1 protein-coding gene is annotated in these 17,910 nt (G+C 66.8%); it reads right to left on the bottom strand.

Translation table 11 applies throughout. The features are described from left to right. Nucleotides 1–930 precede the first annotated feature (930 nt). Complete coding sequence (locus AC07O8_RS05815; RefSeq protein ID WP_495047137.1) at nt 931–17,799, bottom strand: C80 family cysteine peptidase; 16,869 nt, start codon at nt 17,797–17,799, stop codon at nt 931–933. Nucleotides 17,800–17,910 lie beyond the last annotated feature (111 nt).

The following is a 17,910-nucleotide window of genomic DNA, read 5'->3' as shown; positions in this document are numbered from 1 at the left end:
TGATCCGACCCCGCATCTCCCGCGGCGCGTTTGGAACGCCTGGTGGCATCGCCTTGTGGCGGGACGTCAGGCAAATTCAAGACGGCCTTGTCGTGACTCCCTTGGACGGCGGTGCCGGGCCCGGCTCTGAGCTTGATCAGTCCTTCCTGCTGGGACCGTGCCAATGAATGGAACAGGAGTTGGACCCCTTCCCGAAGATGCAAGCCCTCACGGGCATCGCCCACCGACAGCGCCGGCTCGAGGGTCTGCCCTGTCGCTGCGGCACGCAGCACCTGCAGCTGGAGGTAGAACGGCCCGATGTCTCTCGTCGCGCTCGCCTCGTCCTTGCCGCGACTCGCGTAGCCGGAGCGGGCAAGGTCGAGGAGTCGCTTGAAACCCTGGAGGACGACGTAATCCGATGCCGCCATGGCGGACGTCCCGTCCCCAGGCCCATGCCCATGCCCACGGCCATTCCCATCACCGTCTTCGACGAGGCCCAGCTTCACATGACGGCTGACTGTCTCCGGCATCCAATCGTCGCGATCGACCACGGTGGTCTGTCCGCGGTACTTGAAGCCCAGCTTCCTCGCGAGGCTGAGCGCGTCCGTCAATCGCCCGATGTCGCCTGCGGCAGCAAGGCCCATCACATCCACGAAGGCGGTCACATGCGCGTCCTCGGACACCCCGTCGGGGCCTTGCGTGTCCGACAGCCATCGAAGGATCGACGTCCTTTGTGATTGCTGGATCTCCTCGCTGGAGAAAAATCCTCCGGGCATTTGAATCAGCTCGCTGGCAACCCGGATCACCGGATCGATCGCGCCGCCGCGGACCAACGCCGCGGCATCCAACGAATAGCGCTTCGCCAGCCATCCCACCTTCGCGGCGAGTCTTTCTTCCAACGCGGTGAATGGCGCGTTGCCCAGCTCCGCCAGGACGACCTGCGGGGACAGGTCACCGAAGAAGCCGCGCAGCTGAATCGCGCGATCCACGAGCTCGCCGGTGTCGACGCCGCCTTGCTGAAGCGCCCACGCATCGTCGTCCCCGTAGCCCGCCGCCGTCAGGCGATGGAAGGGATAGCTGCGCCGGGCTTCGTTCCAGGCGCTCTCCAGCGAGCGCTTCGACGAGACATGAAGCGCCTTGCCCGCCACCACCTCGGTGGCCCAGGCGTTCTCCTGATCGACCGGCAAGCTCGACGAAGCGATCGCGACATCGACGAGGCCGGCGCTTCTGGCTTTCTCCAGGAAAGGAATCGCCAAGTCGAGCAGGTCCCTGAGTTCTCGATCCGCGGGCGCCCCCGTCGGTGGCGCGTGCAGGCGCAGTTGCCGTCCGCTGGCGGTGGCGTGCAAGGCCGCCAGGCGCAGGAAGTGAGGCCCCATGGCCTCCGTCACCGAAGCCTCGCTGACGGAGCGCCACTTCCAGCGTTTCCAACAGGGCCTCGAACGCCTGGAGCACGATGGCGGTCGGCGCCGCGAGCGCATATCCCGGTTCGCCGCTATTGCCGCTAATGCCGCTAATGCCGCTATTGCCGCTGTTGCCGCCATCGCTGCCATGGCCGAGCGATACCAGGCCCCGCAGACGCTTGGGTGCCCACGGCGCCGACAGGACGACATTGGACTGGAGGTCGCGACGGGCATGCCACCACTGCAAGGTCTGGATGGCTTCGCTCAGCGACCTGCGAAAGTGCCAGGACGGACCGGACACGGCCTGCAAGAGTGACCATGCGAGATCGTCGACCGACTCCGCCGCTTCAAGCTTCAATGGCGAGAGAGATTCACCCAACGAAGTCGTCAAGCTCGACAGGAGGAGGCTGACCGGGGAGCCCTCCTCCAGAGGAAACCACTCGCCGTAGGTGTGCCACAGCAGGTCGCGCCACGAATACGGCAGGTGATCCTCGTTGACCACGACCTCGCGAAGCACCTTGACCTTGTTGCCACGGACGGCCGCAAGCACCTCCGCCGGATCCAGCCCGAGATGCCGGACCAGGGCGATCGCGTACCGGAGGTCCTCGACAGGGAGGGGAGGCAAGGCGACGTCTTTCGCCACGACCTCCGGAGTCAGGCTGGGGAATTGCTTGCGCAGCTCGATCGCACGTGTCACGAGCTCCGGTGTCGTCACGCCCAGCGTGTACAACGCCCGTGCCTCCTCACCGCTGAATCCATCGGCTTCCAGCCGCGGGATCACCTGCGAAGCCTTGGCGCGCAGCCAAGCCTCTGGCGAGGCATCCGGAGACTGGTGCCAGGTCTTGCCATCGACCAGCTCGGTCGCCCATCCCTCAGACGGATCGACCGGGGGCATCGCCGACACGATCCGGACGTCGAGAAGATCGCGCATGTCCATCTGCTGCAAGGCGGCGAGCCTCGCCTCGATCAGGGTCATGAACGCCTGCTCTCGCGGCGACTCCCCCGCCGGCACATGCAGACGGAGCTGCTGTCCGGCGATGGCCGCACGTATCACGGCGAGTTCGACGTAGTTCGACCGGAGGGCTCCGGCCGCCGTCTCCTGGTCGTGCCCCAGGTCCTTGAGCCCGTCACCCAGGGTGTCGAGCAGCCGCTCGTACACGCTGAGGACGTTGAAGACCGACGCGTCGAACGTGCCCGCCCTCTTCACGCCTTCTCCCGGTTGCAGGGAGATGAAGCCACGCAAGGCGGATGGCGCCCACGCCGACGATTCGGTCACCGTCGATGCGCCGTGGTGGAGCAGCTTCTGCTTCACGGCGAGGCCGATGGCGGAGGACAAGGCCCCCGGCGCGCCGCCCGCGGCCTTGGTCAACTGGGCAGCGATCGGGAGATTCGCCGTGGCGGTCCCCATGGCGTCGAGCCAGCGGCGCACCCTCAACACATGGCGGCCTGTCACGGCCCGGTTGAACAGGCGAGGCGCATCGATCGGCAGTTGCCCGTCGATGAACTCGGCGAGCTGGACCTGCGTGAGCCCGCCTCGCACGGAGCCCCCCTGCCCGCCCTGGCCGCTTACCGGCTCGCGCGGTGCGTCCTCCGAGGCCGGAACATAAAGCGCGCCATCGGCGACGATCTTCCAGGGAAGGGTCGGGAAGAGCTTGCGCCATTCGATCGCGCGCGTCACCTGCTCCACCGTCTGAACGCCCCGGCCGAATAGCGACTGCGCTTCGTCTTCCGTGAATCCTCCCGCCTTCAAGCGAGGAATGGGCAGACCGTCACGGGCATGACCGTACTCGGTCACCAGGGCGGTACCAGGCGAGAGGTGCAAGGTCGCTCCCTCCTGCGTCGACATCGACCATGCCTTCACGTCGCCGACGGGCGGCATCGATGAGGCGATCGTCACCTTGAGCAGCCCGTCGTTCCGGGCGGCTTGCAGGCGAGGCAGAGCGTCCTCGATCACGGCCCGGAGGGCCTGATCCTTCTGCGACGTGTCGGACTTCGCCAGCAGACGGAGGTCGCGGCCAGACGCGGCGGCGATCAGCGCGAGGAGATGGAGATACCAAGGCGCGGTGACACGCATCGCGCCGGCCTCTCCCTGGCTCGCCGCGAGCTTGACGTACTGCTCGTCCAGGAGACGCCGCACGGCCTCGTAGGGGCCGGCGTGAAGCGCCGACCCGAGGGCACGCGGCGTGTCGGACCTCCTCACCGGAGACAGGGTGACGAGGTCGTTCAACCAGTCCGGCATTCCGGCCTCGGCAACCGTCCCCGGCCCCTTCGTCTCGTTCTCCCTGTCTTCCTGGGCGGACGCGTCGCGTTTGTCGACCAGTCCCTCCTTGATCTGCGCCACGAACTGGCGATGCGCTTCGTCCTGGATCGACGCGGGGTCGAGGAATGGCAGGCGCTCATTGAGCAATCGGACGTGTTGATCGGCAGCGCGGAGACGGACTGCCTTGAGGAGCGATGCAGCGGACCATGGCTGTGAATCTTCCGATTCCGCCCGCAGGTCGTTCAGTATCTTGACCTCCGCCTCGGTCAACGAACCATGACGGTGTGCGTCCTCCACGACGACATCCGGCGGCAGGGGGCCGAAATGGCGACGCAGGTCCGCAGCCCGCAAGGCCTCCCCCTGGCTGCGCAGACCATGGAGCAACAGCGACCGGATCTCTTCGTCGCCATACCCGGCGCGCTGCAGATGGCCGACGGCATACCGGGCCTCACTGTCCATGCCGGCTTCGCCGGTCGAGAACGTCACCTCGCTGAACCAGGCGGCTTTCGGGAACGTTCCGTCGATGCCCGTCAGGCGGTACCGGCTGTAGGGCACGCCTTCCGTGTCGATCGTCCACCTCGGATGCTTGTCGCCCGCTTGGATCCAAGTCGGGTGGGAGACCTCGACCCACGTCTGGTCCTTGCGCTGCGCCTGGATCTTCCATCGGGACAGAGGCCTCGACAACGCCTCCGCGGCCCATTCGAGCGCCGACGCGTCGATCTTCAATGCCAGGCGCGTCAGTGCGACGGGATGCGCGAAGTCGAACTGGATGAACTTGTCGGGATCCACCGAGATGTCTGGCGTCGATGTGCCGTCATCGGAGGAAGCCTTCGATGCGCCGGGGCGCCATGCGACGGTCTCGTTGTACCCGTCGAAGCCATCGACCAGGTTGCCGGGGGTTGAACGACCGGCCCAAGTGCCCCCCACCGGATACGTCTCCACGTTCGCGAGTCCTTCTCTTTTCAGGCGAACGACGGACGAAAGCGCCTCCTTGTACTCCGGAATCAGCGCGGCATACACGAAGGATCCCCCGCCTGATGCGCCACCGACTGACGACCTGGACTCATCCTCTTTTGCGCGGGCCAGCCTCCTCTGTTCCTTCGCAATCTTTTCCGCGTACGTCTTGTCCCAGGTTGCGTACGCCGACACGGGATCGGGAGATTCGCCATTCTGATCAACGATGACTCCGGGGACGAAGTCATAGACAACGCGGGCCTGGGGATTCCTGTCCCTTCTTTCAAATCTGTTTCCCGCCTTGTTGAGCTTGAGGTAGTACTTCAACGTGTAGCGGTAGGCGTTGGTCAACGGGCTCTTCAAGCTGTCCGATGCGTTGACAGCGATGAGCGCCGTCCGGTCGCCAGCTCCTTCGTAGCGCAGGCGATTCGCATGGCTCAGCACCACGTCCTGGGGTGCCACGCCTGCGTCCCGCAGGCGCCGCAAGACGTCATGGTGGACGACACCCGCCTGCCGCATGCCCGCCACCCAGGCGTCATCCATGGTCTCGGCGGCCTGCATCGCAAGTGCCAGTTGTTGCGCGAAGGTGGGTGGACGGCCTTTCAGCTCAAGCACCTTCGCGAGCAAAGAGGGCGCGAACGATCCCGAAGGCTTCTCGCCCTTCAGCATCTGACCGAATGCCGCCAGCGCCGCGCAGCCATTGCTGGAACCCCGCGCCTCTTCGACGTGGGCGTCGGCCCAGGACTCGAACACCTGGAGCTGCGTCATGGACAGCGCATGGCGCAGGATCAACTCGTCGTAGGCCCATGGCGAGCGGCGCGAGGCCAGGAACCTGAGCATCGGCCCCTGGTCCGCGGACGGCGTCAGATCGCTCGCGGCGTAATCGTCGATGAATGCCGCCGGGAGTCGCCAATCACGCGAGTCGACCGCGGCCGCCAACAACCGATGCAATCGTTGCAGGCGCTGGAAGGTGTCGCTGCGAATCTGGGCGGCGACCTCCTGGGGCATCCCTCTCGCCACGAGATAGCCCCGCACCGTGTCCAGCGGATAGACATGGTCGGGATCGGTCGTGCCTGCCAGAAGAGCTTCGTGAAGGTCGCCGATGGTGAAGGCGTGGTCGTGGATGGCCATGCCGAGGAGACTCGCCAGACGGCCTCCGTCCTGGGCAATGTCCTCCCTCAATGCCCAAGCCTCGGGCGCATGCTGGTAGTCCACCAGGATCACCCTCGACCCGCGATCTCCGCTCCGGACGGCTTCGACACTCGCTCCGTGTTTGAGCAATTCGTCGGGCCAACGCATCCATACCTGTTTCGGTTGCGCGCTGAGATCCCAGGGTCGGCCGGGCCTGGGCAGCACCATGTGGACACCGGGGGCCGTTGCCGGCACATCGCCTTCCGTGGGTGACGACAGATGCACCATGAATCCGTCCTGGACCACGGGCAGGGCGAACCGCTTGTCGCCGACGCCGAGCGTGAGACGGCGCGCGTGGGGCCAGGCAGCGTGATCCCGCACGGTGATCTGACCGCCGGCCAGGCCGATCACCAGATCGCGGCCCGAGCGCGAAAACCGCAGGTCCTTCAGCAGCTCCAGCCAACCGATATCGTCAACTTGCAGGACATCCAGTGCCGAGTCCTCGGCCCTGTTGTCGATCACCTGCGACTGCCCCGCCTTGATCCGATAGGTGTCCGCACCGAGGCCTCCCCTCAGCACAGTGCCGTCCGGCAGCGACCGGGCGTCGATCACGTCCGCGCCGTCCGTGCCTTGGCCTGGGACAGACAGATGGCCCTCCGTCGTGGAAGTCACCGTGACGTCGGACTTCTCCCCGGTCGAGGCCTTGAGCGGGACGAGGACGCGGGCCGTCGCATCGACCGGCTCGCCGGGCTTCGGAAGGACAAGGACGGCAGGCGCCTTGTCCTTGTCCTTGTCCGCCACCCACACCGTGACATTCCGGCCGGATTCATCCGCGTCCGACTCATCCGCGTCCGACCGCCGCAGCCCCGACAGCCGCAAACGCAGCGGCACGAAGGTCTCAGGGGCGCCGACGGGGGGTGTCTCGATGATGTCCAGGTCGTCGCCCTCCTCTTGCAGCCCGAGACGGTCGACAGGCACATCCAGGAAAAGGTTCATCGGCATCGCCGTCATCGGCTCGACGCGGAAATCGCCGCCGCCGGAGGACAGATGGAAGCGGGTGCGTGCATGGTCTCCGGAGAGGGTTCTGCGCGAGACGGGCAGTTCCTTGCTGAACGCCAGATGCTTGTCGAGCGCGGCGACGGAGATCGTCTCCTCCTTGATCACCTCGGGCTCGATCAGGGTCAGGATCGTCCCGACCGCGTCGATGAAGGTCACCCCTGGCGCACCGCCCAGATGCGACTGCTGCATCGGCCCGAAGTAGTGCTCCAGTCTCAGTGACTCCTTGTCGATGAGAACGTCCAGGTGCCCTCCGCTGCGGCGGAAGGACAGCGACTCATGGAGTACGTCGATCTTGAGCACTAGGCTGCCCGTGCCCAGAATGAGGTTGACGCCGCTGACACCGCGCGTCCAGACAGCGACGTCGCTGGACGAGAGAAGAATGCGATTGCCGTTTCGCAGAAGATAGGTGTTGCGACCCCCGCCGCCATCAATCTTCGCCTCTCTGGCCGAGATGTCGTAGAAGTCATCCGCCTCGGAGCCGGAGGCGATGACCTTGCCGGCATTGCGAACGACGATCCGATGAATGCCGACGATGGAGTTTTTCTGGAGTGACGGATAGGTGAGATCTGTGAAACGACCTGGCATCCGCGGATTCGGCGCGATCGTCAGATCGGAGCCTTCGGCATCGATCTGGAGCTCATCCCCGTTGCTCTCCACCGAGCCTTGGCCGCTGCCGCCACCGATCAGCACACCACTGATCTTCCTCATTTGAAAGACGTCGGCCTCCGGGCCGCCGAACACGCCCGAGTGGAACAGGTTTCCCATCTGGAATAGTTGACGGCCCTTGCCTGTCGGACGCAGCGCTCTCATGACATCGACGAGCGGCGTGCGCTGAAGCGACACCAAGTCCATCGACAACCACGCCGTGTCGGGCGACGGCGTCCCTCCTCCCCTTGCCTGCATCACCTTGCGGAAATTCGTGGCCGTCGGTTGCTTGGGCTGAAGGGCGAAGGTGTAGCGCTGGCTGGACTCCCCGTCATAGAAGGTGGCGTGCTTCACCGGATGCGTGGTGTCCGGAATCATGGCGGTGTCGTAGCCTTGCTTGCCCAGTTGCCTGGCCTCGAATTCCAGGTCTGATTGCTGTTGGGCCTTCAGCGACTCGGAGAGCCTGGCTGCGGCCTCCCGGGCGGCCTTCTCCGTTTCCGCCCGCAGCGTGACATCGGTCGAGAAGCCGAAGGCCTTGGCGAAGCCCGCCGCGGCCTCGTCGTCGACGCTCGTCCCATCGCGGATGTACTGGCCGAACTCTTCGAACCAGAGCGCCGCCTGCACCACCGCGTTGGTGATGAACATCACGATCGCCAGGGGCGCCGCGACGGAGCCAAGAACGCTCGACGCCAGGCCGAGCGCAGTGCCGGCAACCGCTGCCGCGCCTCCCGCCAGGAACACGGCCGTGCCGACCACGGCACTGGCCGTCGCGATGATGAAGGACGTGCACGCCATGACGGTGTTGGCGATCGCGGCCTTGCCGGCATAGCTGTCGATCCCCTGCCCGCTGTCCTTGAGGGCCTGCCATTCCAAGGCGCACGACGCGATCCCCAGGGCGGAGAGTCCGACATTGGCGGCGCCACCCGCCAGTCCCGCGCCGGCCATGCGAAGCACGCCGGACCGCGCGACCGGCGCGAGCCTGCCCAAGGCCTGCCCCGCCATCATGGCCAGCCGCGAGATGACGATGCCCCCGCTCTGGACGACGCTCAGCCCCTTCTGGGTCGGGCTCATCACGTCCCAGTGGGCCAGGATCTGGTAGACGCCCTGGGCCGTGTCGATGTAATCGATCGCGCCATCCACCTTGTTGAAGCCGGCCAGGACCTTCTTGCCCAGCGTCTTTCCGATCGTCTTTCCGATCGAGGGCAGACCGCGCATCTCCGTCATGAACGGCCGGACGCTGTCAGGTGCCGAGTCGAGCAGCGCGCTGTAGGCGTGGCCGGACATCTTGCGCAGCGCCCGTCCCGCGTAGGCGAGCTTCACGCCATCGCCGCCGTCGATGTAGGCCTTCAGTCGCGCGGCATCCAGGCGCAGTCCGTGCTGGTCGACCCGCACGATGCCGATCTCCTGGAGACCGGCGATCGCGTTGCCCTCGTTCACGCGCACCATCTTGTCGAAGTCGAGGCCGTCGTCGTCCCGCACGCGCCGCTCGATGTCCCTGACCACCTTCTCGACCGGCGTCTCTCCCTCGCGACCGGGCCGCGATGGCGCCATGCCCTTCAAGTCGTCGAGGCTCTGGCCGGTGCTCTTCAACCAGCCCTCGAAGTCCGCGCGCGTCGACGGCGACAGGTCCGCGAGGATCTCACCGAGCAGGCTGGTAGGACGGGCCTCCTCACCCCGCGCCGCTCGGAGCAGATCGGTATCGCTCAAGGCATGCCTGTCGCCATCGCCATCGCCGTAGCCATCACCACCGCCTTCGGCCTGCGATGCCGATGCCAGCCTGTCGGCGATCGCGCGGGTCTCCGACGAGGCCTCGCTGATGAACGCGGCACCGACTCCGGACTGCGTCTCCCGTTGGCCCAGCCACCCGCCCAGCGCACGAAGCCGGTTGGAGACCTCGGCGTCGGGCTGATCGGACAACAGCGACGTCCACTGTCGGAAGAGATCCGGATCGATCTTGAGCCGCATCGCGGGATCGTCCGGAAGATCCGCGATGACGTGCAGCAGATCGCCTGTCAGGGGGCGATCGTCGATCGTCGCGCCCAGCGTGGCCAGGAAGGCCAACGGGACATCGATCCCATGCAGGGGGAGCGTGCGCCCAGCCAAGCCGTCGACGGTCGACGCCGCCACCGCCCCATAGGCCTCGTCCCGGAAATCGGCGAGGCGCTTCAGCGCCGAGTCGTCATCCCCGACCACGTTCGCGTCCTCCGCCTTCCCGGCCGGGTACTTGTCGGTCCGGACGATCTCCCCCGTGGTTTCGTCCTTCCTGAACTGCCAGGTCACGCCTGGCGCGTGTTTCTCCGGCGTCGCATCCGGATGCCGGCGCGTCGTGCGGGACGGTTGAGTTCCCTCGAGCCCGTTGTTCCTGATCAGCACCTCGCCGTACGCCACCAAGGTCGCGTCCTGACGGACGACGCGCTTGTCGATGGCGGCTTTCATGAACGCGGCGCCGAAGCTGTCCGCCACCACCGGCGCCTCGATCGCGCAGGCAACGAGCGTGAGGTGCTTCGCCCTCGACGTCAGGCCGAGGTTGCCCATCACCGCGCCCACCCGGTCCGCCAGCTCGACCGCGCCATAGCCCGCCAGCCGCTGCGTCCGTGTCGCGGGATCATGACTGCCGTGACCGCTGATCTCGATCTTGACCGGCAGGTCGGCAGCGGCAGCTTTCAGAAGCGCTTCGCCGTACCGGATCACCTGGTTGCCGAGCCGGTCCACCTGGATCCACACGGTGTCCTCGGGATGATTGAGGATGGTGCGTCGCGCGCCATGGACCATGACGAGGTCTTCTTCCATCTGAAGATGGACGAGCAGACGGGTCCCCGGGTCCGCGATCTTCAGACCCGTGATCGCGTCGCCGGGTTCGCCATGCCATGACGTCGCCGGTCGCTCGACCTGGGACTCCACGGGAAGCGGGGACAGGATGGACAGGGCCTCGCGCATGGCCGCGTCGTGCCGCACCCATCCCTCCCCCTGCCTGTCGGCCAGCACGGAACGACCCGCGACCAACTTGCCTTCGGCGAGCCTCAACTCGCCGGGCATGCTGTTGCGCATGAGGCCGGCCGCGGGGAAGAACTCGCGGATGATGAAGTCGTCCATCGCCAGGATGTCCGCGTCCTGCCGACGCCGTCCCTCGCTGCCGGCATCGCCATCGGACGGTGCGAATCTCAGCACCGAGTCGGCCTGCCGACCGTCCTTCATCTCGGGCCAGACGATGGTCACGGTCCCCGCCTGCCGGTCGAGCGTCTGCGTCGCATCCGGCATGAACCGGGCGAGACGCGGCAACGGACGGGCCTCGTCGACCGCGGTCGCCGCCGGGATGCGCAGGCGCTCGATCGTCTTGCCGCGCTCCGGCAGCACGTTCGGCAGGATGTCGCCACGGTGGACCAGGCTGCCGTCCTTGTACCCTTGCCACCCGACGTCCGGGCTCTGCCGGGCATCGGTCAGGTAGATCGGCGTCGCCATCAACTCCCTGCGCGCCAGTTGCACCGCGGTGGCGTGGGTGACGTCCAGGACGTCCAGCGTTGCGCGGGCGTCGACCTCCTGCAAGGTGGACATCCGGAACACGGCATCCGCATCGACGGTGAACGGCCGCCCGCTCAGCAAGGCCTCCGTGAGCGCCAGCGTCTGCCGTGCGAAGGCACGGCCGATCGCATCCGACTGTGCATCCGCCTGCGCGTCCGGCGGCAGGCCGCCCCTGCCCGCGACCGCGGCCTGCAGGCCATGCACCAGCGCCGCATCGGCGAGCGGCATCTCCATGAACGTGGTGAAGCTCAACCGCAGCTGCGAGGGCACGGTCGCCCGATCCACCACGCCGATCGGCCGGTCGCTCCAGACCACCTTTGCGGCCTGCCCGCTGTCGGCGGCACAGACGGAGGACAGCTTGACGTAGCCCTCGTGGATCGTCGCGGGATCACGCCGCCAGACGCCGTCCGACAGGGATCGCGCGACGTCGTGCAGGTCGTTCTCCGACACGCCTTCCAGCGTCGACAACAAGGATCGCAGCTTCCCCTGCACCGCCTCGACCACGGCATCCGGCGCGTTGCCTTCGAGCTTTGCGATGCCGCCCGCGACCTGCGTCGCCCCCAGCGTGCCAAACAGCTCGGAGAGCGGGCCGGCGCGACCTGGTTGCAGATTGCGGGCCTCGTCACGGTCGATGGCATGGAGGGAGCCGATCCCGTAGGCATCGTCGAACTCGGCCGCAGGGTGCTTGTCGGTCCGGACGATGTGTCCGGTTCCGGCATGCTTCCTGTAGCGCCACGTCGTCTCGGGCACGAACCGGCGGCTTTGCTCTCCCCGGAATCTCCGGGTCTTCTTCGGTGGCGAACGGACGGTGTCGAGGTCGTCGACCATCGTCACCGCCGCGGCATACGCGGTCAGCTCGACGTCTTCATGCAGCACCCCCGTCCTGATCGCGGCTTCCAGGAACTGCTCGGCATAGTCGCTGGCGACCATCGGCGCCACGAGCGCGCACCCAAGGAGCGTGGCCTGCTTTGCCCTGGATCCCAGCTTCAAGCCCGCAACGAGCGTCGCCAACCGGTCCGCCAGTTCATCGGCCGTGAAGTCTGCGAAGACCTGCGAGCGCTTGAATTCATCGTGGCTGCCGTGACCCTCGATCGTGATCTTCACGGGGAGGTCCGGTCGCACCTGTTCCAGCAGATGTGCGCCATGGACGATGCGGTGTTCGCCCCGGCGGTCCATCTGGATCCACACCACCTCGTCAGGATGGTTGCGGACGACACGCCGCGCGCCGCCGAGGATCGTGTCGTCGTCTTCAATCTGCACGTGCAGGCGCAGCTTCTTCCCGATCACCTTCCCCGCGCCGTCCATGCCCTTCAGGGCATCACCCAGACCTGCCTGCCAGGTCGACACGGCCGTGGCGGGCTGTGGATCGGCATAACTCCCGAGGACAGCCTGCGTCTGACGAATGGCCCCGATGTTGCGATACCAGCGGTCATTCACACGCTTGGCAAGCACCGCGTTGCTCGCGGTCAAGACGCCGTCCGCCAGCTTCAGCTGGGACGGCGTCGCGTTCTGCCGAGCGCCGACAACGTCGAAGAACGCGCTGACGATGAATTCATCCAATGCCAGGATGTCGTCGTCCTGCCCCCGACGCCCCTCCGCGCCGGCGCCCTCAGGGAGCGGCCGGAAGCGGAGCACCGAATCGGCCTGCCGCCGGGGCGGTTCTCCGCGCCAGGTGATCGTGATGGTGCCCTTGGCTCGATCGAGCGACTGTGTGGCCTTCGGCATGAAGTCCTTCAGCCTCGCCAGCGGCGCGGCGTCATCCACAGCACGAGAGAAGGGTTGACGGAGCCAAGCCAACGAGCGCGCCCGGTCCCGCAACAGATCGGGCAGGAGATCGCCGCGATGGACGCGGCTTCCATCCGCATGTTTCTCCCATCCTGGGGTCGACGCGGTGGTGGCGTCGCTCAGGTAGATCGGCTCGGCCATGATCCCCTGGCGCGTCAGATGCATGGCTGCGCCGTGCACGACTTCCAGGACGTCCAACGCCGTGATGCCCGCCGGGCGTTTCAAGCCGGAGGGAGACAGCGCGCCCAGTTGGTCGACATCGACGACGAACGGCCGGCCGGCCAGCAGCGCGTGGACCAGGTCGCCCGTCTGTTGGGCCAGCGCGATCCGGCCGGTGTCATCCGGTGCGGAACCGGCGCGGATCGCCATCTGCTTCAAGGTCGCCCATCCGGCGTCGAGGGCGCTCATGAACCCAGCCTCTGCGGCAGGCAGGAGCACCTCTTTCTTGAACGCGTCCAGCATCCGCGAAGGGAAACGAACGTCCTTCACCAAGCCGCGCGGACGATCGCCCCACTCGACCGGGATCGTCGCGTCGGTATCGCAGTCATCGCTCAGTTCCACGAAGCCGTCGTACAACGCCATGGGATCCCTTCTCCAGAGCCCCTTGGCGATCCGTTTCGCGGTCGTCGAGAAGTCAAGCCCGGGGTCCGCGTCCGTCGAGAGCGCTTGCCTCAACGACGCCTGGATGGCCTGGGTCAGCGTCGTCGGCGCCGCGCCATCGAGCACCTTCATCCCTGACCGCGCCAGGACCTTGTCCAAGGTCCCGAACAGGTCCCTCAAGCTCCCGGCCGAACCCCATTGGCGGACCGGGTCCCGCGCCAGCTGCCGGTCGCCTCTGGATCCATCACCGGGGACGTGATCGTGTGTCCGGTGGATGTGAGCGCGCCGGGCGACGGAAGACCTCGACGTGGTCGCCGGATACTTGTCGATCCGGTCGATTTCGCCGGAGGCGGGATTCCTTTTGAAGACCCATGTCGTACCGGCTTCATGGATGACCGGGTCAAAGCCGGGATAGGCCAGGGTATGGCGTGACCTTCGTTCATGGCCGGGCTCGAAGTCGAACATCAACATGTCGCCGTACGCGACCACCTCGCCATTCGGGACGACCACGCCGCGGTCGATCGCGTACTTCAGGAACTGCTTGCCGAAGCTGTGCTCGACCGACGGCGTCTCCAGCGCGCAGGACACCAGCGTCACATGATCGGCCCTCGATGTCAGGTTGAGCTGATCCAGCACCGGGGCCACGCGATCCACGAGCGTCGTGGAGAGATACCCCGACAAGGTCTGCGAGCGCGTCGTCATGTCATGGCCCCCATGACCGACGATCTCGATCTTGACGCGGCGATCAGGATCGACCAGCGGCAGGAGGTGCGCCCCGGCGCGGATCGCGTGGTTCCCGGATGCATCCACCTGAATCCAGGCCACGCGATCGCCGTGGCGCACGATCGTCCGCCGCGCTTGCCAGGTCGCCATCGGGTCATCCTCCATCTGCAGCAGAACGAGGAGTCGGCCCCCCTCGTCATGTGGAGGCTTGCTTCCGTGATCGACAAGACCGTCGAGGCGGGCATCCCACGACGAGACCGGCGTCGACGGCGTCCCCCGGTCGACGCCCGAGCCCACGGACATCCAATGCCTGCGGAGCGCTTCACTTTCGGGCACCCATTGACCGTCCTCGCGTCGGGCGAGGATGGCGCGGGCGGCGATCAAGCGATCCCCTTCCAGCCTCAAGTCGCCAGGCAGGGCATTCAACGAGGACACGGCCGAATCGAAGAAGGCACCGACGAGGAACTCGTCGATCATCCGGATCTCCGCCTCCTGCAAGCGCTGGCTGTGCGACCCGGGCACAGCGTCGGCCGACCGGAATCGCAGCACCGAGTTGGCCTGCTTGCCCAAGGTCGTCGTCGGCCAGATGATCGTGACGGTGCCCTTCTCCCGGTCGAGCGTCTGCTTGGCGGCAGGCAGGAAGGCGGAAAGCCGGGACAGGGGATGGAGATCGTCGAATTCGACGTCGGTCTCCGTCCGTGAGCGCGTCACTTCCGCGCGTCGTCGCGGCAACAGATCCGGCAGAAGATCGCCACGATGGATGCGGCTGCCGTCCGCGGCGCGCGTCCATCCGGCCGCAGCGCCCTGCGGGAGATCGGACAGGTAGATCGGCGTCTGCACCACTCCCTTGCGGGCCAGCCTCATCGCGGCACCGTGCACGATCTCGAGTGCCCGGAGGCTCGCCCGATCTCCCGCCTCCGCAGAGGCCAGCCAGGCGCTCAAGAGATCCGTGTCGACGCTGAACGGGCGTCCGCTCAGCGTGACCTGCAGGAGCGCCAACATCTGTCGATTCAGAGGAAGGCGCAAGGGACTGTTCACAGTCCCGGCGGGCAAATCGCCCAAGGCCTTCACCCCGGCCTTGACGCCCTCCATGAAGGCGAATTCCTCGATCGGCAATTCCAGGCTGAGGGGGTACCGCGACAACAGCTCGGACGACAGTCGGACCTGATCGACGACGCCCATCGGGCGATCGTCCAACTGCCACGAGACAGAGGTCTCGTCGAACGTCCGGGACAGCTCCTGGAAGCCGTCATAAAGCAGGTCCGGGTCCTGCCGCCAGAGGCCGTCGGCGATCAGTTTCGCCGCCCGCGGCAGGCTGTCCGCGACGGCCGGTGCTTGCCCCTGGCTCAACGCGAGGAGTCGACTCAGCGCAGCGGCCCTGATCGCCTCGGGCGTCTCTTCGGGGAAGACCATCGTGCCGCCCTCGGAGGCGACCGTCATCTTCTTCGCTGTTGACTTGAGCACCGAGAACATCTCGAACAACTTGCCGGCCTGGCCAGGCTGCCATGAGGGATTGCTCCTGTTCGCGAACGTGCCGCGGCTGAGGACATCGGTGTCGACTCGACGTGTCGCGTCCGCGATCCCTTCGCCTGCGTTGGCCGGATATTTGTCTTTCCGGACAACCGCCTTCGTCTCGGCATCGACATGGAAGCTGAAGGTCGCCTCCGGGCGGTGCACGCCCGACGGCGCATCGCCATGGGGCTGCGTGTGACGTGATCCGAAAGGCGAGAAGGCCACGTTTTCGGCATAGGCGGTCACGGTCGCCGCCGGTCTCAGGAATCCGGCCTTGTTTGCGGCCAGCAGGAACTCGGTGGCGAAGCTGCGGGGAAAGACCGGCGATTCCTGCGTGCAGGAAAAGAGCGTGACCCGGTCGACGCGTCGGGGCAGCCTCAGCTCTCCGAGCGCCTTGTGCACACGCGCGGCCAGCGCTCCGGCCGAATAGTCGGCGAGCGCCGCCTCGTCCAGATTCCCCAGCCTCGTGCCATGCCCGACGACGACGAGCTTGATGAGGCCATCCGATGCGAGGTCGCGGATCCATTCCTCGCCGTCGGCGATCCTGAATCCGCCGTCCCGATTGAGCTGGACCCACGCCGTCTCTCCGGGTTCCTTGCGCGTCAGGAGGCGGGCGTTGTAGTCGATCTCGTTGTCTTTCTCCATCTGGAGGACGAGGGTCAGGCGTGTCGCGCCCTTCAGGAGCCGGGGCGGCGCGATCGCCAGGCGCCGTCGGGTTCCGGGGAACGATCCCGGGATCCGGTCGTGCACCCAGAGCGTCCCGACCGCCCTCTTGATCGCGTCGGCATCGCCGACCCAGCGTCCCTCCTGCTCCGTCGCCACGCGCAGCTTGCCGACGAAGATCTCCTGGCCCTTCAACCGGATCTCGGGAGGCAAGCCGTTCTCCGGCTTGTCGATGACGCGATGGAAGTGAGCCTGGATGAAATCGTCGATCTGGCGGATCTGCCGGTCCTGCTGCAGGCGCTGCTGCGGCGTGGCATCGACCGGCAGCGGATCGACGTGCACGGCCGCCTTGAACGCCCGCCCGTCGATCGACGATGCGCGCTCGATGTTCTCGTCGAACGCGATGTCGATGCGCCCCCGCTCACGGTCCAGTGTCTGCACCAGACGACGTCTGCCTCGCGTCAGCCCCTTCAACGGGGCCTCCCTGTCGATGGTCTGGTCGACGTCCCGCAGGGGCAGCGGCGGGGGCATCGGCGCGCACAGCTCGTCGAGGAGGTCCGCGTCGCTGACAAGGAGCGACCCGCCGGGGAGTTCGCGCCACTCGCCCGACTCGCGCTTGAGCAGGGAAACGAAGCGCGGCGCCATCGACAAGCCGCGTCTGGCGAGGCGCTGCTGCATCAAGGAGGTCGCCCGCAGCGCATTCAGCCGATGCTGGTCCGCCGGGTCCGCCGACCGGGCCATGAACGTCACCGCGTCCGCATCGATGAGGAAGGGCTCCTTCAGCACCATGGCCCGCACGACCTGCGCCATCACCTGAGCCATCGCCACGCGCGCGCCGTCATCGGGCGTCGCGGACGATGCCAGCATCCGCATCGCATCGGACATCGCGACGATGAACGCCAGCCCGTCGCGTTGCACCACCAGCTGGGTCCGCAGTTCCGGGCGGCCCCGCAGGTCGAGGTCGGACGCCTCGGCGAACCAGCCCGAGGCGACGTCCTCGAACCCAAGACGTTCCTTGCGGGCGCCACGCGTGATCTCGAAAGCCTCCGCCGTCTTCAGATACGCGTCACGGAGCTTGAGCGGATCCAGCTCGCGAAGACCCGCGACCAGGGTCTCGCCGGCCTCGCGCACCAGCGCGTCCGCCCGTGTCGCGAGCGCTTTCCCGAACTCGGCTTCGATGCTGTCGACCGCAGACTTCGTCGCGGCGGCGGGGGTGGCCTCCGCCGCCACCTCCGCATCGTGCGCCAGCACGTTCCACAGCGACGCGATCGCCGCGTCGGCCAGCCTCGGATCCTGCGCCATGGCGCCTTCCAGCCTGGGCAGATGCCGTCGCAGTTCCCGCGCGACCAGATCGAACAAGCCCGGATTCGGCATCGCGTGCAGCGCCTTGCTGTCTTGCGACGTCGCCTTGATCAGCGGGGTGTACTGCGACGGCGCGCGGCGCCAGAGCGGCGGCGTCCAGGGTGCCGCGGGCGGCGACTTGCCGTCGAACGCGGTCGGGTCGTTCTGGGCGATGACGGAGGTCGAGGTCGATGTCGAGGTCGAAGGGGTTTGCGCGTGGGAAGTCATGGCGGCTGTCGCAGGGAATCCAGATCCCGCGTCAGTGGCAACCCTCGCCACGCGGTTGTCAGGTTCGACGACGCTTGTCGCCGGAGAACCCGGGCCTCCGACAACCGCACA

The organism is Roseateles sp. GW821-FHT09G09 (assembly GCF_059415965.1).
Note: the sequence above shows the minus strand (reverse complement) of the source record. Positions and strands in the feature narration are given on the sequence as shown.

What these genes read in the sequence shown, in the direction of transcription:
- AC07O8_RS05815 (WP_495047137.1), bottom strand. Translation starts at nt 17,799, where the DNA reads ATGACTTCCCACGCGCAAACCCCTTCGACCTCGACATCGACCTCGACC.